Here is a 23995-nt window from a genome sequence, read left to right as displayed (position 1 = left end):
CTCTCTGATTGGAAAGTAGGGATTTTTTCTCAGGTCACTTTCGCCAACGGAGTAAACTTTTAATAATTTTCCATAGGCGAGGATATTGGAGGGATAGATAGCGCTTAATATGGGATTTTAAACTAACTAAATCCTGAGATTCTTTCAGTTCTCTATCTTGATAAAAACGAATTAAATCATCCCGTCTTTTCAGTAAAATTTTAATTTGTTGGTAATCTTCTGAGCTTAAAACTTGATGGGGTTGAATATTTTCTGGCAGCGGGCGCGGGATGTAAAAAGTTGTATGAGATGGTGATAATTCCTGGTTCGGACGTTCTTTGGTATAGAGATAGATAGACAGAGATTTACGCGATAAATGCCGTTTATTTTCTGGTAAATTAATCTGAGAAAATCCATGCCATGAATATTCATTGGTTTCAAAAATAAGACAACGATTAAAGATAGGTACAAAAGATTTAATCTGATTTTCTTCCGGTTGACGGGGATTGGAATGTAACTCGAGATTCCCTCCCCAATCTGCTTGCCATTGGGGATTTAAATAGATTAATAAATTCAAGCGGCGATGATACCAGTGACGCTCATCGAGGTTAAAATCAATGTGAGGGTCTAATTCTTGACCCTGTAAATTTTCGTGGGTTCCACCCCCATAAAAACTAGGGTCTGGAATTAAATTATCGATACCAGTTAATTGGGAAATTAACTCGAGAAACTCTTGAGCTTGAATGTAGCGGCCAAACTGTTGATAAACACCCCCTAAACCGATTAAATCCTCATTAACCGCCTTCCCGCCAACTTTTCCTAACTCACTAATGGCTTTTTGCGGATTAAAACTGGGAAAATTTTCCAGCAAAATTTGCGCTTGCTCCCTAACTAAAAAATTATCGATGACCAAATGCTTAAACGGTTGCGCTGTCTCAAAATCTTGACGATAGACAGAAGATTTCTCATAAACAAGGGGATTAATAAACATTAGACAGCTTTTTTGTTGGTATGATAAATTGTAGCAATCAGACTAGCAAAATAAAGATTAACTCTCCTATTGACCTCATCGCCTATGGAATGGTGGCACAAACTCAAAGATAATCCTCTCGCCCGTTGGGGAGCAGTTTTACTGTTAATCTTCTATTTAAGCGTAATGGCGGCGGATTTTGTCGCTCCCTACTCTCCCTACTCCTCCCAACCCGGTCAGTCTCTCCTACCCCCCACCCAAATCTTTTGGCGCTCGCAGTCGGGAAGTAACAAGGGTGAGTGGATTGGCCCCCACGTCTATCCCACCACTCAAAGTGCTATTAATATAGAAACTGGTGAGCGGAAGCTAATGAGAGATTTTAACAACCCCTTGCCGCTGCGTCTCTTGGTTAAGGGTGAAACCTATAATTTCGGTCAAATTCGCCTACCTTTGCCGCCAAAATGGCAGGAAGTAACTTTATTCCCCGGTATCCCTTTTGATCTCCATCTGTTCGGAGTCATCGGCGATGGTAGAATCAATATATTGGGAACCGACGAATCAGGACGCGATAGTTTTAGTCGCTTGATTTTCGGGGGCAGAATTAGTTTATTTATCGGTTTGGTCGGGATTTTAATTTCTTTCCCTATCGGTTTATTTGTCGGTGGCGTTTCTGGCTATTTTGGCGGTTGGTTAGATGCGATTTTAATGCGTTTTGTGGAAGTTTTAATGACTATCCCCGGCATATATTTACTCGTGGCCCTAGCGGCCGTTTTACCCGCAGGATTAACCAGCACCCAACGCTTTTTATTAATCGTCCTGATTACTTCTTTTATCAGTTGGTCGGGATTAGCGCGGGTAATTCGCGGTCAAGTTTTATCCCTGAAAGAACAGGAATTTATTCAGGCCGCTAAAGCTATGGGAGCAAAACCCCTTTATATTATTCTACGTCATGTGCTGCCCCAAACTGCCAGTTATATCATTATTTCTGCTACGTTAGCCGTGCCGGGGTTTATCGTGGCCGAATCGGTTTTAAGTTTAATTGGTTTGGGAATTCAACAACCAGATCCTAGTTGGGGAAATATGCTTTCTCTGGCTACCAATGCCTCAATTATTGTTCTACAACCCTGGTTAATTTGGCCAGCTGCTTTGTTAATTATTCTCACCGTTTTAGCTTTTAATTTACTCGGTGATGGTTTACGCGATGCCCTAGATCCTCGCAATTTAGAGAGATAATTTAGTTATTTTATCAGTCAGGAGGCAGTCAGCAGCAGGCAGGAGATAGATTTTAGGGGTTGGGGTTTTGGGGTTTTAGGGTTGTAGTTCAATTTCCCCACCTCCCCACCTCCCCACTTCCCCACTTCCCCATTTCCCCACTTCCCCATTTCCCATGATGAATAGAATCAGTAAAACTTTTAATAATTTCGCCGATAGTTGGGTGATTTATAGTCAAAGATACGGGAAAATAAGCTGGTTAATATTTTTAATTATCTTTGCTTGTATCATGACGATAACCTTTAATTTTCCCGCACAATCCACCAATCAAACCCAAGAAAACCTCGAAATTCGTGGAGTTTGGTTAACTAATATCGATAGTGAGGTATTATTTAAACCGGAAATCCTAAAAGATGCCCTTGATAGGTTGGCCGATTTAAACTTTAACACTATTTATCCCACGGTCTGGAATTGGGGTTATACACTCTATCCTTCTAAGGTAGCAGAAAAAGTTACGGGACGAGCGATCGATCCCCATGAATCTTTAAAAAATCGCGACTTTTTAGAGGAAATAATTAGCCAAGGTCATCGGAAAAAATTAAGAATTATTCCCTGGTTTGAATTTGGTTTTATGGCTCCTGCGGATTCAGAATTAGCCAAACGACATCCCGATTGGTTAACCCAAAGACAGGATAAAAGTGTGATTTGGTGGGAAGGAAAAGTGCATCAACGGGTGTGGTTAAATCCCTTACATCCGCAGGTACAAAACTTTATTACCGATTTAGTCAGCGAGATTATTACTAACTACGATATAGAAGGAATTCAGTTTGATGACCATTTTGGTTATCCCGCCGATTTTGGCTATGATGAAACTACAATTAAACTCTATCAAAGGGAACATTCTGGACAATTACCACCGCAAGATTACCAAGATAAAGCATGGATTCAATGGCGGGCCAATAAAATTACTGACTATATGAATAGTTTAGCCCAGACGATTAAAAAGCATCAACCTAAAGCAATTATTTCCCTATCTCCTAATCCCTACACTTTTTCCCTAGAATCCTATCTTTTAGATTGGCAAAAATGGCAACAAAAAAACTTGATTGATGAATTAGTAGTGCAAGTGTATCGAACTGATATGAACGCCTTTGACTGGGAATTATCGCAACCAGAATTACAGCAAGCTAGAGAATCTATCCCCGTGGCTATTGGGATTTTATCTGGTTTAAAAGGTCGTCCGATTCCGATGGTTAATATTACTCAACAAGTGGAAAAATCGAGACAAGAAAATTTTGGCGTTTCTTTCTTTTTCTACGAAACTTTATGGAATATGAGTAATGAATCTCCTTCCTATCGACGCAGGATTTTTCGGGAAATACTCCAGTCTGCTAATCCTAGCTAAAATGGCTGATTTTAAGCGAAATTATCGCCCTAAACTGGCTATAGTTTCTTAAGTTTATCTTTAAATTAAGAAAAAGCAGCAGGGAGAAACTAAAATCGCTAGAATGAAAAAAGACTCTCCCTTATCACTTTATTTATGCTGATCAGACATAACCGAAGCTCGATCGCTAAACCTATTTTACTGTTTCTCGGCTGCCTTGTGATCGGGCAGTTGGGGGTATTAGTGGTAGCCAATAGCCTCTGGTTTACCGAGATGGGTTATTTAAACACTTTCCTGAAACAATTATCTTGGCAACTAGGATTAGGTTGGGGAAGTGCGATTCTTTCTCTACTCTTTATTTTTACTAATTTACGTTTAGCCCAGCGTTTTCGTTGGCAAAAACCCCGGGAAGATAGTTATCCTCTTAGTCCTCAATCTCCTAGTATTAATTTACTCGGCCTTTTGATTATCGCAACGGGAATTGGAGCTTGGATCGGGTCAATGTTATTGTATTACAGTAAACTAGCCCTCAGTCTCTGGACACCGAATTTTCATCTCCCTAACCTTAGTTCTTCCCTAAGTTCTCCTCTGGAAATAGTTTGGATTAGGCAAGTATTAACAGATATTTCCAGTAATTTGTGGCAAGGGTTAATTATCGCTCTTTTAGTCTTGGGATTATTAATTAAAACCGAGTACTTTTTGCGAATAATATCTATAGTATTCACTGTCATGCTATCTTTTATTATTGCTGGGCAGTGGGCGAATTTTTTAAAATATTTTTATGGTGTTCCTTTCAATATTAACGATCCTCAATACGGGAATGATTTAGGTTTTTACATCTTTCAATTACCCCTGTGGCAGTTACTAGAATTATGGCTCGGTGGTGTGGGAATATATACTCTTTTTGCTGTTATTTTAACCTATCTTTTTTCGGGTGATAGTCTTTCTCAGGGAAAATTTATGGGGTTTTCCCGTCCGCAACTGCGTCATTTATACGCCCTGTGGAGTGGGTTAATGGGGCTGCTAGTATTACATCATATTATTCAGCGTTACCTGCTACTTTATTCTCCCGAAGGAGTAGTTTATGGTGCGGGTTATATCGATATTCATGTTGGTCAATTTATTGAAATTATTCTGGGAATTATTGCAGGAATAACCTCTATATGGTTAGGAGAAAAAGCATTATTTGCTAAAATAAACCGTCGCAAATTACACAAAATAGCCAAGAAAAAATTGGTATTTTCTCCCTACTTAGTTCCTGTATTTCTCTATTTAATTGTTTGGATAAGTGGCACAATTATCAGTGGAGTATTACAAAGGACTGTCGTACAACCGAATGAGTTGGTGAGAGAAAGACCCTATATTGAAAGAAGTATTCAATCCACAAGAGCGGCTTTTTACTTAGATAGAATTGATGCCCAAGTTTTCGATCCACAGGCCGAATTAAATGCCGAAGTTTTAGAGAGAAACCATCTAACTATCGATAATATTCGTCTTTGGGACACCAAACCACTGCTAGAAACTAACCGACAATTACAGCAAATTCGATTATATTATAAATTCCCCGATGCTGATATTGATCGCTATCAAGTGCGCGTAGGATCGCATCAAAACATCGAGGAACGTCCAATATCCGAAAAACAACAGACCATTATTGCCGCTAGAGAATTAGATTATAGCGGGGTTCCCACTTCTGCTAACACTTGGGTGAATAAACATCTCGTTTATACCCACGGTTATGGGTTCACTCTTTCCCCGGTTAATTTAGTGGCTGCCGGGGGTTTACCCTACTATTTTGTCAAAGATATCGGCACAAATAAAGACGAAGGGGCCCTACAAACCTCTAGCGAATTAATTGATTATAGTATTCCCATTGGTAAACCCCGCATTTACTACGGGGAATTAACTAATAATTATGTGATGACTCCCACCACCGTAGAAGAATTGGATTTTCCTAGCGGGGATGGAAATGTCTATAATACCTACGATGGTAAGGGAGGAATCCTAGTGGGGACGGGGTGGAGACGTTGGCTATTTGCCCTTTATCTGCGGGATTGGCAAATGTTATTTAGCCAAGATTTTACTCCCGAAACTCGCTTATTAATGCGTCGTGATATCCAAAATCGCGTGCAAACTATTGCCCCTTTTTTAAATTATGATCGCAACCCCTATTTAGTAGCGGCAGATGTGGGCGATAGTAGTAGTAAATTACATTGGATTATTGATGCTTATACTATCAGCGATCGCTATCCCTATTCTGACCCGGGGAAAGATAAATTTAACTATATTCGCAATTCGGTCAAAGTGGTAGTGGATGCCTATCATGGAACGGTGAATTTCTATGTTGCCGATGAAAATGATCCAATCATTCAGACGTGGAGTAAAATCTTTCCTCATCTCTTTAAATCTTTAGCAGAAATGCCGAAAACTCTCCGCAGTCATATCCGTTATCCCGAAGATTTATTTAGTACCCAAGCAGAAAGATTATTAACCTATCACATGACCGATCCGCAAGTATTTTATAATCGGGAGGATCAATGGGAAATTCCCCTAGAAATTTACGGCACGGAACCCCAGGCTGTATCACCCTATTATTTAATCATGAAACTGCCCGATTCCGACAAAGAAGAATTTATTCTCCTCCATCCCTATACTCCCTCTAGTCGGCAAAATTTAATCGCTTGGTTAGCGGCGCGTTCAGACGATAGAGAGTATGGTAAGTTATTACTCTATCAATTTCCTAAACAAAGGTTAGTGTACGGACCGAATCAAATTGAGGCTTTAATTAACCAAGATCCAGATATTTCTCAACAGATTTCCCTTTGGAATCGGGACGGTTCTAAAGTTTTGCAAGGACATCTATTAATTATTCCCATTGAACAATCGCTGCTTTATGTAGAACCTTTGTATCTAGTGGCAGACCAAAATAGTGTCCCGACAATCGCTAGAGTAACAGTTGCTTATCAAAATAAAATTGTCATGGAACCAACCTTGAAGGAAGCTTTAGAAAAGCTATTCTCAGGTGATCAGAGCTAAATTGCCGCTAATTGGCCACAAATTAGCAAGAAAGCTGATGCTGGTTCCAGAACGATCCTCAATATCCCCGAATTTGCCCAGAAAATTGACTGCTCTGGTTAATCAGCCAATTTTAAAATCCAGTATCATCAAAGGATTGAGTTATGCTTTTAATTAGAAAAGTGGGCAATTAATTCTGTGCGAGATAAATTAATTATTAAAGGGGTAAACTCCTCCACTGGTAATAATAAAATGCGCTCGATGATTAGGGACAAATCTGGGTCTAAACTACCAAAACGAGCTTTCAATAAATTTTCTACCACCAGACGTTCTCCCTGTTGAAGACCCTGTTGAAGACCTTGTTGAAGACCTTGTTGAAGACCTTGTTGAAGACCTTGTTGAAGACCTTGTTGAAGACCTTGTTGACGGCCAGCATCCAGTTCTTCCTGAAGACGGGAAGTGTATAAAGGTGATAATCTCATAATTAACTCTCTGTCCTCCTGTTCAAGCTCTTGATCGTTAGTTAAAGAAGTTCTCAAGTTTAATAATAATTCTAGAGCATTTACCCGAAAAGGATGGTCCTCTGGTAACGATTCTAACTCATCGATCGCCCTTGCTTGTACTTTTCCCCGGCCTAAAATTCTTAACCAGAGAGTTGCTTCTGTTGGAGGTAATTGATGGATAACGGTGATTGCCGTGCGTAAAGAGGGAGCCAAAAAATAGATACCTTCCCCCCAATTCTCCTCATCTAATTTAGCTCCAAATCCTCCTAACAGTTGCGAGGAAGCACTGGGAGTCAAAATCCAGAGACGGGGGATTTCCCCATCGTTAAGATTCGTTTTCTGACGATTTGCTTGACGATTAATTTCCCCTTCCACTTCCAATAGTTTTAACAGACAAGTTCTAATTTCTGTAGCGGTGACAGGATTACGAAAGGGTTCAAATAAACAGGTATTAATCGCCATTTTTCCCAGTAATCCCAGCAGTTCTCTCGGATTATTATCGAGAATCTGGGGTGAAAACCAGACATCGATTTCTCGTACTTCTCCTCGTACAACCCGTGCCGATTTTACCTCTCCCAGAGAAGATAATAATTCTTCGAGATAATCTTTGGCAAACTGGTCATGAATAAATCTAGTCATAGGTTTATCTAACATGATTTAATAACTTATCTCGTAATTGCTTAATCTGATCACGATATTTAGCTGCTGACTCGAATTCTAGATTTTTCGCCGCTTCTTTCATTTGCGCTTCTAGTTGTTGAATTAACTCGGGAATTTGTTCCAAAGAAAGCTCTTCTATATTCTCACAAACCTGCTCTAATTGTTGGGAATTTAGGCGACGGGAAATATCCAGAAAAGCCAAAATTGAATTACTTGACCTTTTAACAATCGGTTGCGGAATAATCCCATGTTTTTGGTTATATTCCTGTTGAATAGCGCGCCGTCTCTTGGTTTCTTCGATCGCATTAATCATACTATCGGTGAGATTATCTCCGTAAAGAATTGCCTGACCGCGAATATGACGAGCGGCCCGGCCGATAGTTTGAATTAAAGAGCGGGTAGCCCTTAAAAATCCTTCCTTATCTGCGTCTAAAATCGCCACTAAAGACACTTCAGGCAGGTCTAACCCCTCGCGAAGCAAATTCACCCCGATCAGCACGTCAAAGACCCCTTCTCGCAGGTCTTGGATAATTTCAATCCGTTGAATTGATTGAATTTCTGAATGTAGATATCTAACTTTAATTCCCCTTTCTTGCAAGTATTCGGTTAAATCTTCCGCCATGCGTTTAGTTAAAGTGGTAATCAAAACCCGTTCATTTAACTGCACTCGCTCCTTAATTTCCCCTAATAAATCATCCACTTGTCCCTCGGTTGGTCGCACAAAAATCTCAGGGTCTAAAACTCCCGTCGGTCGGATAATTTGTTCAACAATGCGATTTTCTGACTGTTCTAATTCCCAATCTCCCGGAGTGGCCGAAACAAAAATACATTGATTAACTTTCTGCCAAAATTCTTCCGACTTCAAAGGACGATTATCCGCAGCACTGGGTAAACGAAACCCGTGATCGATCAAAACTTTTTTTCGTGATTGATCGCCATTATACATCCCGCGAATTTGCGGCACACTAACATGAGATTCATCCACAACTAATAACCAATCTTGGGGAAAATAATCCACCAAACATTCCGGCGGTTCCCCCGCTAATCTACCCGCTAAATGCCGCGAATAATTTTCTACGCCATTACAATAACCCACTTCCTGCAACATTTCTAAATCATAACGAGTCCGCTGATCCAAACGTTGCGCTTCCAGTAATTTGCCCGCTTTTTCTAACTCCAATAAACGGTTATCTAACTCGGTTTTAATATCCCGACAAGCCACCTCTAAACGTTCCTCCGGGGTAACAAAGTGACGGGCCGGATAAATACTAATTCGCTCTAATTTTTGCAAAACTTCCCCCGTCAGGGGATCGAGATAACGAATACTTTCAATCTCATCGCCAAAAAAATCAATTTTAATAACCCGATCCTCGTAAGCGGGAACAATTTCCAAAATATCGCCCTTCAGACGAAAACGACCGCGAGTTAACTCCAAATCATTGCGATTGTACTGCACTGACACCAAGGCCCGTAATAATTGCCTTTGGTCGAACTCTTGACCAACTGTTAAGGAAATCGCCGCTTTTAGGTATTCCGCCGGCATTCCCAAACCATAAATACAACTAATGGAAGCGACTACGATCACATCCCTGCGTTCAAACAGCGATCGCGTGGCCGAATGGCGCAGCATATCGATCTCATCATTAATTGAAGAACTCTTTTCGATGTAGGTATCGCTGACAGGAATATAAGCCTCCGGTTGATAGTAGTCGTAATAGCTGATAAAGTATTCCACGGCGTTATTGGGGAAAAATTGCCGCAATTCGTTGCATAATTGGGCCGCCAGGGTCTTATTATGGGCAAGGACGAGGGTAGGCCTGCCGATTTTCTCGATCACAGCGGCAATGGTGAAGGTTTTGCCGGTGCCAGTTGCCCCTAAGAGGGTTTGGAAACGATGCTGGTTTTGCAGGGAATCTACCAATTGATCGATCGCTGCCGGTTGATCCCCAGTGGGTTGAAAGGGTGCTTGTAGTTGAAAAGCGGACATTAGCGGCTAGGTGTAGAGAACAGGCAAAATAAATTATCAATCAAATTACCAACACTGATAGGGTTTTGGGAAAGAAAGATGTATCTTAATATTAGAGAGGATTTTAAAAAAAGATTAAAAGTCTTCGAGAATACCCTAAACTTAAATCTTATCGTTTCCCCGAAGCTATTAACGGAAAGGAGTATCAGGTTATGACGGTGGAAAATCTAGAAACGAACGGGACTCAAACCCCAGCAACCACAGAAGAAAAGACCAGCAGCCCACGCGGTAAAGCTACTACGGCTAAAACCGCCAAAGATAAAGAAGTGGTCGCCCTTTCGGTGAAAAACAACGCTGAATCGGCTTCCAAAGCCTTAAAATTCTATCAACCTGAACATCGCTTACCCGAAAATCGTCCTGTTGGTACTAGCCATCTTCACTTCACGGAAGATGAAATGTTACCCGGGAGCCGTCCCGTGGAAGTTAGCCATCTGAAAATTGTTAGTACCTATTCTTCCGTCGGTGGATTGCGTCCTGTCGGCTCTAGTGGTATGGAAGTCAGTAGCACTCTAGCGATTTCTGGCAATCGTCCGATCGCTCTCAGTCATCTGCACATTAGCGAAACTTATACAGTCATGGGTAATCGTCCCGTTGCTTCCAATGAAATCGATGATCCCGAAACTTTAATGGGATTTTTGGATTAATTGTTTTGTTGATCAAGACGGATTTTTTCCCTGTCCCGGACGGGGAATTTATTTTTTCTAGCCCACCGTTTTTAATCCCGATGCTGTTTAAGCAAAAATTTTTCTTAATTGTCTCGTTTCTAATAGTGGTTTTTTGCGGTTTCGGATTATTAAATTTTACCTACGATGCTTCAGTTTTAGCGCAAGGGGAATATTATCAGATTCGATCGCTTCATAGTCGCGATGGTATCGGTAAATTTTATCTAGGACGGGAAATCGCTAAAGTCATGGGACACCAAGAAATGTTATGGTTAGAACGTCCTAGTCGCCGTTTCACGGAAAAACCCGATGATCTGATCACCGCACTACATTTAAAACCCACAGACCTAGTGGCAGATATCGGTGCGGGGACAGGTTATTTGAGTTTTCCTATGGCGAATTTAGTAGAACAAGTTTTCGCTGTCGATGTGCAACCGGAAATGTTAGGGGCAATTGATTTTTTAGCCGAGGAAAATCAAGTGAAGAATATAACCACAATTCTCGCCACAGAAACCGATCCCCAATTGCCTATAAATGCGATCGATTTAGCTTTAATGGTCGATGCTTATCACGAATTTTCCTCTCCCCGCGAGATGATGGAGAATCTGGTCAAATCCTTAAAACCCGATGGTAGGGTGGTATTAGTAGAATACCGTCGTGAAAATCCCCTGATTCCCATCAAGGCCCTTCATAAAATGACCCGCAGACAGGTAGAAAAAGAAATGGCCGCTATCGGTTTACTGCCAGAAGAAATCATCGAGACTTTGCCCCAACAACATTTAATGATTTTCCAAAAGGCTGGTTCTTCGGGTTAATTTTATCGGTAAGCTTGGGTATCATAAGATTATCTAGGCAAAGAGGTAGATAAACATGGATATCGACGATCGAGTAGATTCTCTCTATAAACTAGCCAGAAATTATCCAGATAATCGGGAGTTACAAGAAGCTGTTGCTGTAATTAAGTCCCTGCGAAGCTCTCAAGGACAATATAAACGATGGAATCAGCAATATCGAGATGATAACAGTCATTTAAAAGACCAAATTGTTGAAATATCTGCCACTAATGTTGACCTGCAAAAAGAATTAGATTCTTTAACTTCAGAAATGCGGAATTTAACTGAAGAAAAAGCCAAAATTACGGCGGAGCGAGAGAAAGTTATTGCTGAATTAAAGCAGATTGAAATGGAAGTAAAAGTGGCGGCCCATAATGTCCGTAGTACCAAGTCTGTATATGGAAAGCTAACTATTTTATGGACTTTAGTGAAATCTCTATTTCTCGATGATAACTGGGAAGATTTTGGTTCGATAGATAATAACTTGCCCTCCGATCCTGACCGGCCACAAATGGGGAGTGGTCAGTCAAATATCAACAAATCTTTGCTAGATAAATAAATCAGTTAAGGAGTAAAATCAATCATGTCTAGAATCAGTAAATTAATTGCTAACCTAGAAGATTTGCACCAGCAGGATCTAAAAAATGCCGCCCAAGTTTACGGAATTACGGCAACTTTGACTGTCCGCTTGCAAGAAGTTTTAAATAGTTTAAGCGAGCAAAATTTGAATATTGCCCATAAGTCTTTGCCTGAAGGAAATTTAACTAAAGATGATATTATCTCCCTTTACGGTAACTATAATAATGCCTATAAAGCCTATAAAGAAGCCTACAATATTAAATGCTCAAAGGGATGGGAGGCATTTTTGCAAGCGATTCATGGTTTAAAACCTCCCGGTCTTTCTCTTAGTTTAGAGCAGCGCGTCGAACAGTTAGAGAAAACGGTAAAAACCTTAGTGGAAATTCTCCTCGATAAAACTTAACTCCAACTGAACTTAATCCGCGGGACTTTCTTTTTGGATTAACACCTCACCAGCGATTAAACGTTGGGCTGCCGACAGTAAAACATCCTCAATATAGGGCTTGACAAAATAACCTTTTGCCCCTTTAGCAGCGGCGAGATGCTGCATTTTTTGCGACCCTCGCGAGGTAATCATCGCTACTGGTATCCCCTGAAGTTGTTCATCCTCTTGCAGACGAGAGAGCAATTCTAACCCATTCAGGCGAGGCATTTCGAGATCGCAGAGAATCAGATCACAAGCTAATCCAGCCCGTAATTTTTCCCATGCTTCTAAACCGTCTCGGGCCTCTTCAATGCGATAACCAGCTTTCACCAAAGAAATCGCTAACATTTCCCGCGCCGTTACCGAATCATCGACAATCAAGACCCGAGGAGTCGATTGTGCAAAGAAATTAGCGGGATTACTGTCAATAATCGTTGCATCGGGGGATAAAGGCTGATTACGAGTCGCTTTAATACTATTAGCTAGTAACACTTCCCCCGCAATCATTCTTTCAGCCGCCGAGAGTAAATCTCTTTCCGTGTAGGGCTTGGTAAAATAACCACTAGCCCCTAATGTCGCCGCCACCTGACGATGACGTTCCGCTCCTCGGGAAGTCAATAAAGCCACGGGAATCGACGCTAATCGGGGGTCTTTTTGCAAATTATACAGTAATTCTAGGCCATTCATGCGGGGCATCTCGATATCGCAGAAAACGATATCACAGGGCAAACCGCCGCGTAATTTTTCCCAAGCTTCTTGACCATCCCGGGCCTGTTCCACACGATAACCGGCTTTACTAAAGCTTAAAGAGAGCAATCCCCGGACAGTAATCGAATCATCGACAATCAGAACCATAGCCCCCGATTTTTGCCTAGTTTCCACCCCTACGGGGGGGGCAGGTTGGCGCCAAAGACCACCGTTATCGGTACGCAGACGACCCCTGGCGATGTCGATTAACTCTAACACATCGCCGATCGGCATCACCGTACCATCGCCCAAAACCGTCGCCCCAGCAATCCCAGCCGTTTTCGGAATCGGTCCTTCGATCTGTTTGATGACGATTTCCAGTTCACCGATCACTTGATCCACCTGTACTGCGAGGAGATTATTACCACCTCGCAGGATCACGATCGAAAAAGAGTCTTGCTCCTGTTTGCCAGTATAAAAACTACCGCGACTTAGTTGCCGATTGTAGGAAAGCAATTCGCTCAAGGGTTGGAAGGGTAGTAAAGTATTTTGCCAGAAAACGCAGCGCCGTCCCTCCCTATCCATTTGCATCTCGCTGGCCCGGAAATCCTTCATATCTTCCACTCCGTCCATGGAGAAACCGATGCGCGCATGATTACTAACACAACAGAGGGCCTTACAGATAGTCAGGGTTAGGGGTAAACGGAGCGTAAAAGTGCTTCCTTTGCCCAGTACCGAGTCAATAGTAACAGTCCCGCGCACATCGATTAAACTGGTCCGCACCACATCTAAACCCACCCCACGACCGGAAAAATCATCGGCCTGATCTTTGGTACTAAAACCGGGGTGAAAGAGGAGTTCATAGACTTCTTGGGGACTGAGGTGTTCAGCTTCCTGAGCGCCGATCAGGCCTTTTTCGATCGCCTTGCGTTTCACCTGATCAGCATCAATACCGGCCCCATCATCACCAACGGTGATCACGGTTTGATTCCCCTGTAGGAATGCCCGGACAGAGATGGTACCGAGGGCAGGTTTCCCTTTGGCCATGCGTTCTTGGGGTGATTCAATGCCGTGGGTGATCGCATTGTTGACCAGATGGGTCATGGGACTATTGAGATGTTCGAGGAGCATCTTATCGATGAGAACATCACCCCCTTCCACTCTTAATTTGGCTTGTTTATCGAGTTTCAGGGAAATATCGCGAATTGCCCGGGGTAGACGTTCGGCGGTTTGACTAAAGGGAACCATGCGCGATTTGGTCATCCCTTCCTGTAGTTGGGTGGTGGCCTGTCGCAGACTGCGCGTCACCTGATCGGTTTCATCGACGACAAATTGAAGATCAGAGGCCGATTCTCGCACTCGTACGATCAATTCGATCATCTCTTGGGATAATAAATGGAAATCGGTAAAACGGTCGATCTCTAGGGCATCTAGTTCGCCGGCCATGGCCGAATCCCCCTGATTTTCTCCCTGAACTCTACCGTAACCGATGGCACCACCGGAATTGCGACTAGCCAGTAAAGCCCCTTCTAGGAGGCTTCTTTCATAGAGATCCTGCATCCGACTGCCCACATCACCCAGATGTTGGACGCAGGTTAGCAAATTATCTAAAAAGAGACGCAGGCGATCCTGTTCCTCTTCAAGGCGATTGCGTTTAACCACCAGTTCCCCGATCAGATTGCTGAGGTTATCCAATTGTTTGATCGGCACCCGCATCGTCTGTTCAAAAGCTTTACTGACAAGGGGACGCAGGTTTTTTGACCCGACTGGCGGACTGACACTGGCCGCCGGATTTGCTGCCATCACCTGATTGGTTTCTTCGAGGAGTTTTTCTAAATCCTTGAATTCATCCTCTAGGAGGCTTTCTGGGGCAATTTCCAGTGATTCTAACCCTTTCAGAGGTTCCACCGCGGCCACCCAGTCCACTGCTGGGGATTCCCAGAGGAAGGCCTCTAGGGATTCAAAGATGTCTGGTAGTGGCGGTTGCGCCGGTGGCGTGGGTTTTTCCAGAAAAGCTTCTAAGTCTTCGAGGCTGTCGTAAAAATTGGGGTTGCCGATGGCTATAATTGCTTCTGAGTCCAGGACCACCGCGTTTTCTAGCAGCAGAGATTCGAGATCATCCCCATCTTCCGGTTCTAACTTGGGAGCCGGTCCGGGGGTAGAATAAAGATCATTAGTGGCGGATTCTTCCCAATTGATACTATCGCCAAACAGTTCCTCTAGAGCCTCGTCACCGTCGGCGTCTTTGTCTTCTAAACTCTCTAACAGCTGTTCGAGATCCTCGTTAAAGAGATGATCCGAGTCGGGTTTCATCATGATTTGCTTCCTGCCAAGTCTTCCTTTTTGGTCAACCAATACGCTCTCTCTAGCTTCAGATTACCCAGAATTTTACTCGATAACTCTATCCTTTAGCAATTTTTTTATGGCTAATCAAACTCTTGGACTCGATCAACAATTTTATTCCTATTATCAATCTATCTGTCTGCGAGAATCTCCTATTTTAGCTCAATTACGTCAAGAAACTGCCTCTCAACCCCTGGCAGTCATGCAGATTGCCCCCGAACAAGGTCAGTTTATGGCTTTTTTGGTACAGGCGATCGGGGCGAAAAAAACCCTAGAAATAGGGGTTTTTACCGGTTATAGTTCTCTAGTGGTGGCCTTAGCTTTACCCCCAGAAGGCAAGCTGATCGCCTGTGATCTAAGGGAAGAATATACCAGTATAGCCCGCCGTTATTGGCAGCAGGCCGGTGTCGCCGATAAAATCGATTTAAGAATTGCTCCGGCCTTGGAGACTTTAGATCAATTAATCGCCGGGGGAGAAAGTAATAGTTTTGATTTTGTCTTTATCGATGCCGACAAAAGTAATTATGATCTCTACTACGAACGGGCGTTACAATTGGTCAGAAGCGGCGGAATTATCGCCATCGATAATGTTTTTTGGTCGGGACGAGTAGCGGCGGCCGATAGCACCGATAATCGCACCAAAATTATCCGTTCACTTAATGCCAAAATTCAGCAGGATGAACGGGTAAATATCAGTATTATTCCTATTGGTGATGGTTTGACCCTGGCCATGAAAAAGTGAAGAAGTGGGGGAGAGTGGAAAAGCTTTTGCTCTTAACAATCAGGGTCGATTTTTGTTGTCTAAATTTAGTTAAGTAGGGCTCTTCGGTAGCGATTTTTGTCAATTATTTTTGATCTAGAGCGAACTAATCAATTAAGTCTCTTACCAGATAAGGATTTAGTCGATTTATGACCCCCTATCGAACCATACCAAGTAACGAAGAACCTTAAGTAGTCGCCAACCACCCAGGACAACGCTCTATCTCTTAAGACAGTTGACCAAAAATTATGGCTGAGAAGGACAGCACTAAATTATCAGTTCAACGGAGAGGGTGGGATTTGAACCCACGTTAGGTGTTACCCTAAAGCAGATTTCGAGTCTGCCGCATTCAACCACTCTGCCACCTCTCCACAGGGTTTGAGTCTGGATTATCATTTTAACAGATTACTTGTCCTCGGATTGATTTTTTTTGATCGACCTCTTGCATAATTGATTTTTGAGGGTTTAAAAACGTCAAAAATAAGGAGTAAGTGGCATAAAATATCTAAATAGACCATTTAATTGATTATTATTCATTCTTAATTCTCCTGACGACCGACTACTGACTACTGACTCCTCACCAACCACGACAATTTTTGATTTTTACAAGAGGTCTGATGAATCAAGCTCCTTTTCTTCCAGTTAACCATCCCCAGCCTAAGTTTCTCCGCTGGTTAGGGAGTCTCTGGAAATTTTCCCGTCCCCATACGATTATCGGCACTTCTTTCAGTGTTTTAAGTCTCTATTTAATTGCTTTGGGCAATATTAGCGATTTTTTTAGCCATTGGCCGGTTTTATTGCTCACTTGGGTCGCTTGTATTGCTGGTAATGTCTATATCGTCGGTTTAAATCAGTTGGAAGACATCGACATCGATAAAATCAATAAACCCCAGCTTCCCCTCGCCAAGGGCGAATTTTCTCCGTTAACAGGAGGGTTAATCGTGGGGTTTACTGGTATTTTAGCAATTATACTGGCTTTTATCGGTGGTTTTTGGCTGTTAATCACCGTGGGGATTAGTTTACTCATCGGTACTGCCTATTCCTTGCCACCAGTGCGTTTAAAACGCTTTCCACTCTGGGCAGCCTTCTGTATTTTTACCGTCCGGGGTGTTATCGTCAATTTAGGTCTTTTTCGCCACTACAACACAGTTATTAATCAAAATCAGTCTATCTATCCCTCAGTCTGGGTTTTAACAGCTTTTGTTCTCGTTTTCACCTTTGCGATCGCTATTTTTAAGGATGTTCCTGACCTAGAAGGCGATCGCATTTACCAAATTACCACTTTTACCCTCCTTCTCGGCCCAGAAAAAATCTTAACAATTTCCCTATTGACAATTTCTCTATGTTATGCAGGGATGATTGCCGTCGGTCTCTTGGGGATAACGGGAATTAATTCTCCTCTGGCCATTGTCGCCCATCTGCTCCTACTTCTTCTTCTTTGGTGGCGTAGTCGCGGAGTAAATTTAGAAGATAAAAGCGAAATCAGCCGATTCTACCAATTTATTTGGAAATTATTCTTCCTGGAATACCTGATATTTCCCCTTGCTTGTTTAATATAAAAATATCTCGTTTTGCTAGGTAGTTTTATTATCACTCAAAATGGCGCAACTATGCAGGGAAATTTTATCACTCCCGTGACTTTAAGAGTCGAGAAAACTAATACAGGTGAGCGCATTTTAGCCACGGGTAGCGAGGAATTTTTTCTGGTGATGACCGTGCAGAAAAGTCGTCCCCCAGCAGTTAAAATTATCGGCAAGGGATTAGATGCGATCATGCAAATTAGCTCCCAGGAAATCTCAATTATCGACGGTGCAGTTAGATTAAAAGAGATTAAGTAATAGTTTCCTCAATTATGATTGATTATCCCAACGTTTAAATAAAACATTGAGATAGTCTATCGCATTACCGCCACCCCAATACGGAACTAAATCATAGAAACCTATTGGATTAAAATTATCAGGTTCTAAAAACTTTTTCAATTCAAAAAAATTAGTATGATCTTTATCCTTATCCCGGAGAGTAGTTTCGGCAAATATATAGGGAATTTTTCCCACTTTTAAAGTATTTAATGCTCCTTGTAAAACTGGAATTTCAGGTTCTTCGGTTTGTGTTATGCGATGGATGGGGTTACAAGGGATGAAAACTTTATATAGAAAGACATTCGGGGATTTATGTCAATTGTTTTCGATCTAGAACTAACTAATCAATTAAGTCTCTTGCCAGATAAGGATTTAGTCGATTTATGCCACCCGATCGAACCATACCAAGTAACGAAGAACCGAATTTCAAAACCCTCTGTGTCTATTTTTAAAATGTCTATGTATTCAACATTAACCAGATTATTTTCGAGAAAGCTATCTAATTTTGTTAAAGTAAATAGTTCCACTGTTTGATCATTTTGTAGGGATAAAGAGGGATCAGCTTTTGCTTTCAAAGAATTGGTTCCTTTCGTCCCTATGGTAACTATTTCTTCTTGTCCATCTCGATCTGTAAGAGCTAATTGATAGCAAAAAATGTTAGTATCTTTGCTGGTAGCGGCTTGTAGTTTTTGGAAGGCTTTGGTGACTGGTTCAAAAGAATATATCTTGGCTTGGGGAAACTTTTGACGATAGTGAAGTGCCGATTGTCCTAAATTAGCTCCCACATCAAAGATGATCTCTACTTTTAAATTGGGAGAGAGTCTATTAATATCTTCCTTATAATCACAGCCAAAGGGTAAATACTTGGTCTTATATAGAGCGAAACCCCAAGAATTTAATAGTCTTTTAGCAGCTATTTTTAACATTATAATTTCTTAACAAACGGTTTGACCCGTATTGTAGCTGATTAGTGTCCCTTTGTCAAGGGGAAAGGAAAACTAAACAGTGTTTCTTCTATACATCGGATCATCGAGCATAACCTTATTTGATGCTGACTTGTAATTGATAATAACTGAGTAATGCAGTATTAAGAGACAGGCTAAATCCTTAGGAGAGATTTACAAAATTGTAACCAATCTTTTCAAATAGATAAATCGTGCGTCAATCTATTCCCAGCCTGAAACCTTATAAGTCTCTCTCTCCTAAACGTTTTGTGAGGACTCTTAAACATTAATAAGTTTCATTGTAATTTAAGAAAAGATGCTGATTTTTCGCCTATCTCAAGCGCGTAGATTTTTGAGGATTAAAGATGATGGTAGGAGATTCTTAGATTTAGGCATAGGCAAATTCCACGAAAACCGCCCCCTTTGTCAGGAAGCATTTGTAAAGATGAAGACTATTTGAGCAATTATTGATGATATAATCAAGGTGGCTGACCAAAATAGCCCCTAAATTCAGAACTATCTAAATTGCATCTATAATTTCCGCCTAACTAAACAAACTATGACTAAATATTATCAAATCACCGTTCACAATCGTCAGACGGGCGAAAAATTTGTCACCACCGTTCCAGGGGATAACTATATACTGCACAGTCTGGAAAAACAGGGTCATCAATTACCCTTTTCCTGTCGCAATGGAGCTTGTACCAGCTGTGCGGTCAGGGTATTATCGGGAGATATCCATCAACCAGAAGCGATTGGACTATCGCCGGAATTAAAAGCCAGAGGTTATGCTTTACTTTGTGTCAGTTATGCCCGTAGCGATATGGAAGTAGCCACCCAAGACGAGGATGAAGTCTATGAATTACAATTCGGTCGCTTTTTTGCCCGTGGGAAAGTGCGTTTTGGTTTACCCTTAGATGAAGAATAGATTAAGGATTAATCGTGCCAGATACCAGCAGCCAATTGGAAAAATACCTAGACATTGCCAGCGAAGCCGCCCTAGCGGCGGGAACAATTATCCTCGATAATTGGGGTAAAATCGAGACAATAGAAGAAAAAGGGCGATCGGGCGATTTAGTGACGGAAATAGATCGTCGAGCAGAAACAGAAATTCTCAAAATTATTGGCCGTCACTTTCCCGAACATGGGATTTTAGCGGAAGAATCGGGAAAACTGCCAGGGACGGATAGCGAGTATCTCTGGGCGATCGATCCTCTCGATGGAACCACCAACTATGCCCACGGTTATCCCGTATCCGTCGTCTCTATCGGACTACTGATCGCAGGGATAGCAGCAGTGGGAGTCATCTATAACCCCTTTAGAAAGGAACTATTTCGGGCAGCCAGGGGTTTGGGGGCCACCCTGAACCGTCGTCCCATCCATGTCTCCCGGACGAGTGAACTAGAAAAAAGTTTACTGGTGACGGGTTTTGCCTACGATCGCTGTCAAACCCCCGATAATAATTATGCCGAATTCTGTTATCTGACCCATCTGACCCAAGGAGTACGCCGCAGCGGTTCCGCTGCCAAAGACTTAACCGATGTGGCCTGTGGGCGCTTAGATGGTTATTGGGAACGAGGGATTAATCCTTGGGATCTGGCCGCGGGAATTATTCTGATCGAAGAAGCTGGCGGTAAAATTAGCGCCTACGATGAGAGTCCTTTTCTGATAGAAACGGGGCGAATCCTGGCCACTAACGGACAGATTCACACCCCCTTAAGCCAAGCTCTGCAAAAAGCCGCCTCTTGGAGTTTTCAGTTTTAATTCTTTTCATAGACCTTCTGCAAAAGTAAGTTCTCTAACCGCTATCGGGTCAAAAAAATCTCTAAAACCGCTGTCTTTTTTCTCCGCCTGTCTTGGAGTCTCCTGTCTCGGATTCTACTCACCTAAGGGAAGATTTTTGATTTTTGCAGGAGAGCTAATATTTATGGCGATTATCATTGTGATTAGAGTAGGACCAGCTGTATGCCTTTTCCGATTTCCCAGGGATTATTTCAATTTGATTTAATCGATCACTTCGCTGTTTTAGGAGTCTCGATCGATGCCGAACATGAGGAGATTCGCGAGCGTTACTTAAAAATTGCCTATAAACTCCATCCCGATACCTGTCGCCTTTACACCCCCGCCGAAAGGGAACAGGCTAATCAGTTACTGGCAAAATTAGTTAACCCAGCCTACGAACATCTGGGCCGTGACCTATATCGGGAAGAATTCCGGCTCATTTTAGCACAAATGGGCAAGGCAATGGCGAGAGATGCGGGTAAAATCACCATCAGTAGCGAACCGGCTAGAAAACTAGCCCAATCTAGCGCTAACTATGAATTAGCCTATCAAAAAATCCTGCAATCCTTGGCGATCGATCAATATACCGCCCTAGAAAATACCTATCAGAAAATCGCCCAACTCAGTGAACTCAATCTGGTTTATCTGATGTTAACCGAAGGTCAGGGCAACAAGAAAACCACCCGGAAAGTCTTTATCTCCCAAGGCAATCCTAAGCAGTCCGAGTTAGTCGGGGCTACTTTCATCACGGCAGCCGAGGCTAAAGCCAAAGAATCGCCCCTAGAAGCCTATATTCGCCGCGCCCAAGCCTCTCTTGACCAAAATAATCCCGCCCAAGCTTTGCGAGAATTGCGCGATGCCCTGCGGCAAGAACCAGATAATGGCATCTGTCACGCCCTGCTCGGTTTAGCCTACCTGCAACAAAATCAACTCTCCATGGCCCGGGTTCATATCAATCGCGCCTGGCAAGTCAGCCCCAAAGATGCGACGGTGATTAGGTGCAAACGGGAACTAGATAAAGTAGTTAATCCTAATGTTGAAATGGAAGACCAGAAGGGACAAAAAAAGGAAGGGGATCGCAAGGGCGGTTTTTGGTCTCTATTTGGTGGTAAAAAGAATAACCAGATCAAACCATAACGGTATAAGTATGATACCAAATTCTCATTTTAACCCGCGTTGGGTAACACGCGGGTTAGAGGAGAAAAGAAACGATCAGCCCGAGACTCAAGCTCAAAATAGACAGACAAAACAGATCTACCCTGATCAGTAATAGTTAGGGTTTGCGGCAAAAAGTTTTTCGGTGGTGGCAGGGTGTGGCCCCCCCAACCCCCCCGACATCGGGGGGGCAGGTGGGGTGTAGGGTTTTACCCATTTTCAGGGGGTCAATTACCTAATTTTCGGGGAAAAAGTGCCTAAATTTCCCCCCTGATCACTCCAAGGGCTGGCACTTTTTGATTTCAAAAAAGCCTAAAGATATAGCAATTCCCATAGTTGTGAGGTACAGAGTCTTAGGTTTTGAGGAGTCAGGACTCGGGATTCAGGAGTTAAGATTTTGGTGTACCTCATGAGATTGGGAAACGCTATATTATCCAACGAGGTTTTTAGATTTATTCAGCAGACCCTATATAGAGAATGGTCAAGCCCCTGTCTTTTCGCTGTTTACTGTTTGCTGTTTACTTTTTTCTTTTCTCTTGGGATAAGATTGTGATCGATCGAGTTTAGGGAATTTTTATGACCACAGAAAGTTTAGCGACTTCAGAAGCAATAGAGTCAATGACCGATGAATTTCTGGCTAGTACGAGCAGTCACCAAGAAATGATTGAAATGGTTATTTCTACTCTGCAGCAGAATGATACTGCTATGGTACAACATACAGAAAAAGGTTATCTTTGGAAGTTTCAGTATGGTAGCGTTGAGGTATTTGTACAGTTGACTGGGGAAAGCGATGATGATTTTCTAACGGTGTGGTCTTCTGTCCTCAAATTACCCGTTAAGGATGAATTGGGATTAACCCGCAAGTTATTAGCGATGAATTGTGCCGAAACCTTTGAATCTCATTTTGCCATTATGAATGATCAGGTGGTGGTGATTTCTCAGCGCACTGTGGCCGATTTGTCTGCGGGGGAGATTTCGCGAGCAATTACTCTCGTGGCGACGGTAGCAGATAATAATGATGAAATGTTACGAGAATCCTTTGGTGGCAGCTAAAATTTGGCGTTATATCCCTCCAATTATCTCATCGGCAGAGCTACAAATGGCGATCGATTCTTGGTTACTAGAGCAACACCGTTGTGGTCATCATCCCCCGACTCTGCGTTTTTATCAATGGTCGCCCCCGGCTATTTCCTTGGGCTATCATCAACGGCAATATCCCGATTTTTGGCGTAATTTGACTTGGCAAGGGCAAAAAATCTCCCTAGTTCGTCGTCCTACCGGTGGACGGGCAGTACTACATCAGGGGGATTTGACTTATATGGTGATAAATTCGGGGATGAAGGGTAATGTTAGGGAAGTTTACCGTCAAATCTGTCAATTTTTAATCACAGGCTGGCAAAATCTCGGTCTGGAATTGTCCTACGGTGCTGCAGGCCGGGGATATATCCATTCTGCTAACTGTTTCGGTACGGCTACCGGTGCGGATCTAGTCGATAATTGGGGGAATAAATTTATTGGTAGCGCCCAACTGCAACGGGGTTCCTCGGTTCTCCAACATGGTTCCATGGTGCTAGAGCAAGATAATTCGCTGTTTGAGCAAGTTTTCGGCAGTGCTGCCCCTAAAAAGCTGAATTTAGCCCCAGATTTGACCCTAGAAACCCTTATCGCCACCCTGAAAACCGCCGCCGAGGATTGCTTTGATTGTCAATTGCTAGAACAACCCCTCAGGGATTGCGAGTGGCAATCAATTAAAAAAATGAATATAAATACTCATTGACAAAAAAGTTTTTGTGTGCATAAAAAATCAATTATGAGTCAAGTTGTATAGATTTGTAATTTTTTGCTAATAATGAGTAAAGGTAGATAGAGGCCGCAAGGAACCAAAGTCTTACCGAACTCGAAATTATTGTCTAGCTTGTGCTAGTTTAAGAAACGTTAATCTTTTACAGTTTGTGAGGATTAACGAGCGATCGCAGCTAGTTTAGTTAAGCTAATCCAGTCAATCGATCGCGCCATCTTATAAGACAATGGGAGTAATCCCAGACTCAAAAAAGTTAAGAAATCTTGCCCGTGATTTCAGTTAAGCAAGAGGAAAAATACCCATGACCATTGCTGTCGGACGCGCCCCAGAAAGAGGGCTGTTTGATGCTCTCGATGACTGGCTCAAAAGAGACCGTTTCGTCTTCATCGGTTGGTCTGGTTTACTACTCTTCCCCTG

The 23995-nt window shown here is 42.4% G+C and carries 21 protein-coding genes, 1 tRNA gene and 1 pseudogene; 16 read left to right on the top strand and 7 right to left on the bottom strand.

Annotation, left to right across the window (positions count from 1 at the left end; all coding sequences use genetic code 11):
* Positions 1-34: 34 nt before the first annotated feature.
* The gene (locus EWV68_RS03810) at positions 35-970 is read right to left on the bottom strand and encodes a 2OG-Fe(II) oxygenase (RefSeq protein ID WP_061433056.1); all 936 of its coding nucleotides are present in this window, start codon (positions 968-970) and stop codon (positions 35-37) included.
* 84 nt (positions 971-1054) lie between these two features.
* Here EWV68_RS03810 and EWV68_RS03805 point away from each other — a divergent pair, with 84 nt between their 5' ends.
* From EWV68_RS03805 to EWV68_RS03795, 3 genes are all read left to right on the top strand, one after another.
* Positions 1055-2182, top strand: coding sequence for an ABC transporter permease (locus EWV68_RS03805; protein WP_061433057.1), 1128 nt, complete (start codon positions 1055-1057; stop codon positions 2180-2182).
* A gap of 157 nt (positions 2183-2339) precedes the next feature.
* Positions 2340-3566, top strand: coding sequence for a glycoside hydrolase family 10-like protein (locus EWV68_RS03800; protein ID WP_287168887.1), 1227 nt, complete (start codon positions 2340-2342; stop codon positions 3564-3566).
* A 135-nt stretch (positions 3567-3701) separates the two neighbouring features.
* Positions 3702-6581, top strand: coding sequence for a UPF0182 family protein (locus EWV68_RS03795; protein ID WP_287168876.1), 2880 nt, complete (start codon positions 3702-3704; stop codon positions 6579-6581).
* A gap of 149 nt (positions 6582-6730) precedes the next feature.
* Here the strand turns inward: EWV68_RS03795 and EWV68_RS03790 are convergent, their stop codons facing one another.
* Together EWV68_RS03790 and uvrB are read right to left on the bottom strand one after the other, a co-directional pair.
* Complete coding sequence (locus EWV68_RS03790; RefSeq protein WP_287168874.1) at positions 6731-7702, bottom strand: flagellar assembly protein H; 972 nt, start codon at positions 7700-7702, stop codon at positions 6731-6733.
* 4 nt (positions 7703-7706) lie between these two features.
* On the bottom strand, positions 7707-9710 hold the full coding sequence (gene uvrB, locus EWV68_RS03785) for an excinuclease ABC subunit UvrB (RefSeq protein WP_287168872.1): 2004 nt from the start codon (positions 9708-9710) through the stop codon (positions 7707-7709).
* A gap of 191 nt (positions 9711-9901) precedes the next feature.
* On the opposite strand from uvrB, the gene EWV68_RS03780 reads away from it, so the two are divergent.
* The 4 genes from EWV68_RS03780 (at position 9902) to EWV68_RS03765 (ending at position 12226) form a co-directional block, all read left to right on the top strand.
* Positions 9902-10393 carry a hypothetical protein gene (locus tag EWV68_RS03780; protein ID WP_061433061.1) on the top strand — a complete coding sequence of 164 codons (492 nt, stop codon included), beginning with the start codon at positions 9902-9904 and terminating at the stop codon, positions 10391-10393.
* 80 nt (positions 10394-10473) lie between these two features.
* Entirely contained in the window at positions 10474-11226 is a 753-nt protein-coding gene (locus tag EWV68_RS03775) for a class I SAM-dependent methyltransferase (RefSeq protein ID WP_287168871.1), read from the top strand.
* A gap of 55 nt (positions 11227-11281) precedes the next feature.
* Positions 11282-11803 (top strand): hypothetical protein, encoded by a 522-nt coding sequence (locus EWV68_RS03770; RefSeq protein ID WP_002760827.1) that lies wholly within the window; start codon positions 11282-11284, stop codon positions 11801-11803.
* 24 nt (positions 11804-11827) lie between these two features.
* Entirely contained in the window at positions 11828-12226 is a 399-nt protein-coding gene (locus EWV68_RS03765; RefSeq protein WP_002760825.1) for a hypothetical protein, read from the top strand.
* A gap of 12 nt (positions 12227-12238) precedes the next feature.
* On the opposite strand, the gene EWV68_RS03760 is transcribed toward EWV68_RS03765, so the two are convergent.
* Positions 12239-15250 carry a hybrid sensor histidine kinase/response regulator gene (locus tag EWV68_RS03760; RefSeq protein ID WP_287168869.1) on the bottom strand — a complete coding sequence of 1004 codons (3012 nt, stop codon included), beginning with the start codon at positions 15248-15250 and terminating at the stop codon, positions 12239-12241.
* Between the two features lie 106 nt (positions 15251-15356).
* Between EWV68_RS03760 and EWV68_RS03755 the strand changes: the two genes are divergently transcribed.
* The gene (locus EWV68_RS03755; protein ID WP_061433064.1) at positions 15357-16019 is read left to right on the top strand and encodes a class I SAM-dependent methyltransferase; all 663 of its coding nucleotides are present in this window, start codon (positions 15357-15359) and stop codon (positions 16017-16019) included.
* Positions 16020-16321: 302 nt separating this feature from the next.
* Here EWV68_RS03755 and EWV68_RS03750 read toward each other — a convergent pair.
* A tRNA-Ser gene (locus EWV68_RS03750) sits at positions 16322-16408 on the bottom strand.
* 246 nt (positions 16409-16654) lie between these two features.
* On the opposite strand from EWV68_RS03750, the gene EWV68_RS03745 reads away from it, so the two are divergent.
* Together EWV68_RS03745 and EWV68_RS03740 are read left to right on the top strand one after the other, a co-directional pair.
* Positions 16655-17596 carry a homogentisate phytyltransferase gene (locus EWV68_RS03745; RefSeq protein WP_287168867.1) on the top strand — a complete coding sequence of 314 codons (942 nt, stop codon included), beginning with the start codon at positions 16655-16657 and terminating at the stop codon, positions 17594-17596.
* A gap of 51 nt (positions 17597-17647) precedes the next feature.
* Positions 17648-17875 (top strand): hypothetical protein, encoded by a 228-nt coding sequence (locus EWV68_RS03740; protein WP_287168865.1) that lies wholly within the window; start codon positions 17648-17650, stop codon positions 17873-17875.
* Positions 17876-17887: 12 nt separating this feature from the next.
* On the opposite strand, the gene EWV68_RS03735 is transcribed toward EWV68_RS03740, so the two are convergent.
* Positions 17888-18091: a hypothetical protein gene (locus EWV68_RS03735; protein ID WP_287168863.1), complete on the bottom strand. Its 204-nt coding sequence runs from the start codon at positions 18089-18091 to the stop codon at positions 17888-17890.
* 149 nt (positions 18092-18240) lie between these two features.
* Positions 18241-18822, bottom strand: coding sequence for an FkbM family methyltransferase (locus tag EWV68_RS03730; RefSeq protein WP_425184092.1), 582 nt, complete (start codon positions 18820-18822; stop codon positions 18241-18243).
* 577 nt (positions 18823-19399) lie between these two features.
* Between EWV68_RS03730 and EWV68_RS03725 the strand changes: the two genes are divergently transcribed.
* The 6 genes and pseudogenes from EWV68_RS03725 to EWV68_RS03700 all read left to right on the top strand — a co-directional run.
* Positions 19400-19768, top strand: a complete 369-nt coding sequence (locus tag EWV68_RS03725) for a 2Fe-2S iron-sulfur cluster-binding protein (RefSeq protein WP_287168861.1) — start codon at positions 19400-19402, stop codon at positions 19766-19768.
* A gap of 14 nt (positions 19769-19782) precedes the next feature.
* The gene (locus EWV68_RS03720) at positions 19783-20604 is read left to right on the top strand and encodes an inositol monophosphatase family protein (protein ID WP_041804193.1); all 822 of its coding nucleotides are present in this window, start codon (positions 19783-19785) and stop codon (positions 20602-20604) included.
* Positions 20605-20805: 201 nt separating this feature from the next.
* Positions 20806-21759, top strand: coding sequence for a J domain-containing protein (locus EWV68_RS03715; RefSeq protein ID WP_012266816.1), 954 nt, complete (start codon positions 20806-20808; stop codon positions 21757-21759).
* Between the two features lie 594 nt (positions 21760-22353).
* On the top strand, positions 22354-22830 hold the full coding sequence (locus EWV68_RS03710) for a YbjN domain-containing protein (RefSeq protein ID WP_012266813.1): 477 nt from the start codon (positions 22354-22356) through the stop codon (positions 22828-22830).
* Complete coding sequence (locus tag EWV68_RS03705) at positions 22793-23554, top strand: lipoate--protein ligase family protein (protein WP_012266812.1); 762 nt, start codon at positions 22793-22795, stop codon at positions 23552-23554. Before EWV68_RS03710 ends, EWV68_RS03705 begins: the two co-directional genes overlap by 38 nt.
* A gap of 325 nt (positions 23555-23879) precedes the next feature.
* A pseudogene (locus tag EWV68_RS03700) lies at positions 23880-23995 on the top strand (photosystem II D2 protein (photosystem q(a) protein)); the annotation flags it as partial.

Origin of the sequence: Microcystis sp. M_QC_C_20170808_M9Col (assembly GCF_007095495.1) — a bacterium.
GTDB classification, from domain to species: domain Bacteria; phylum Cyanobacteriota; class Cyanobacteriia; order Cyanobacteriales; family Microcystaceae; genus Microcystis; species Microcystis aeruginosa.
The sequence above is the reverse complement of the archived record's forward strand: the minus strand, read 5'-3'. Positions and strand labels throughout refer to the sequence as shown.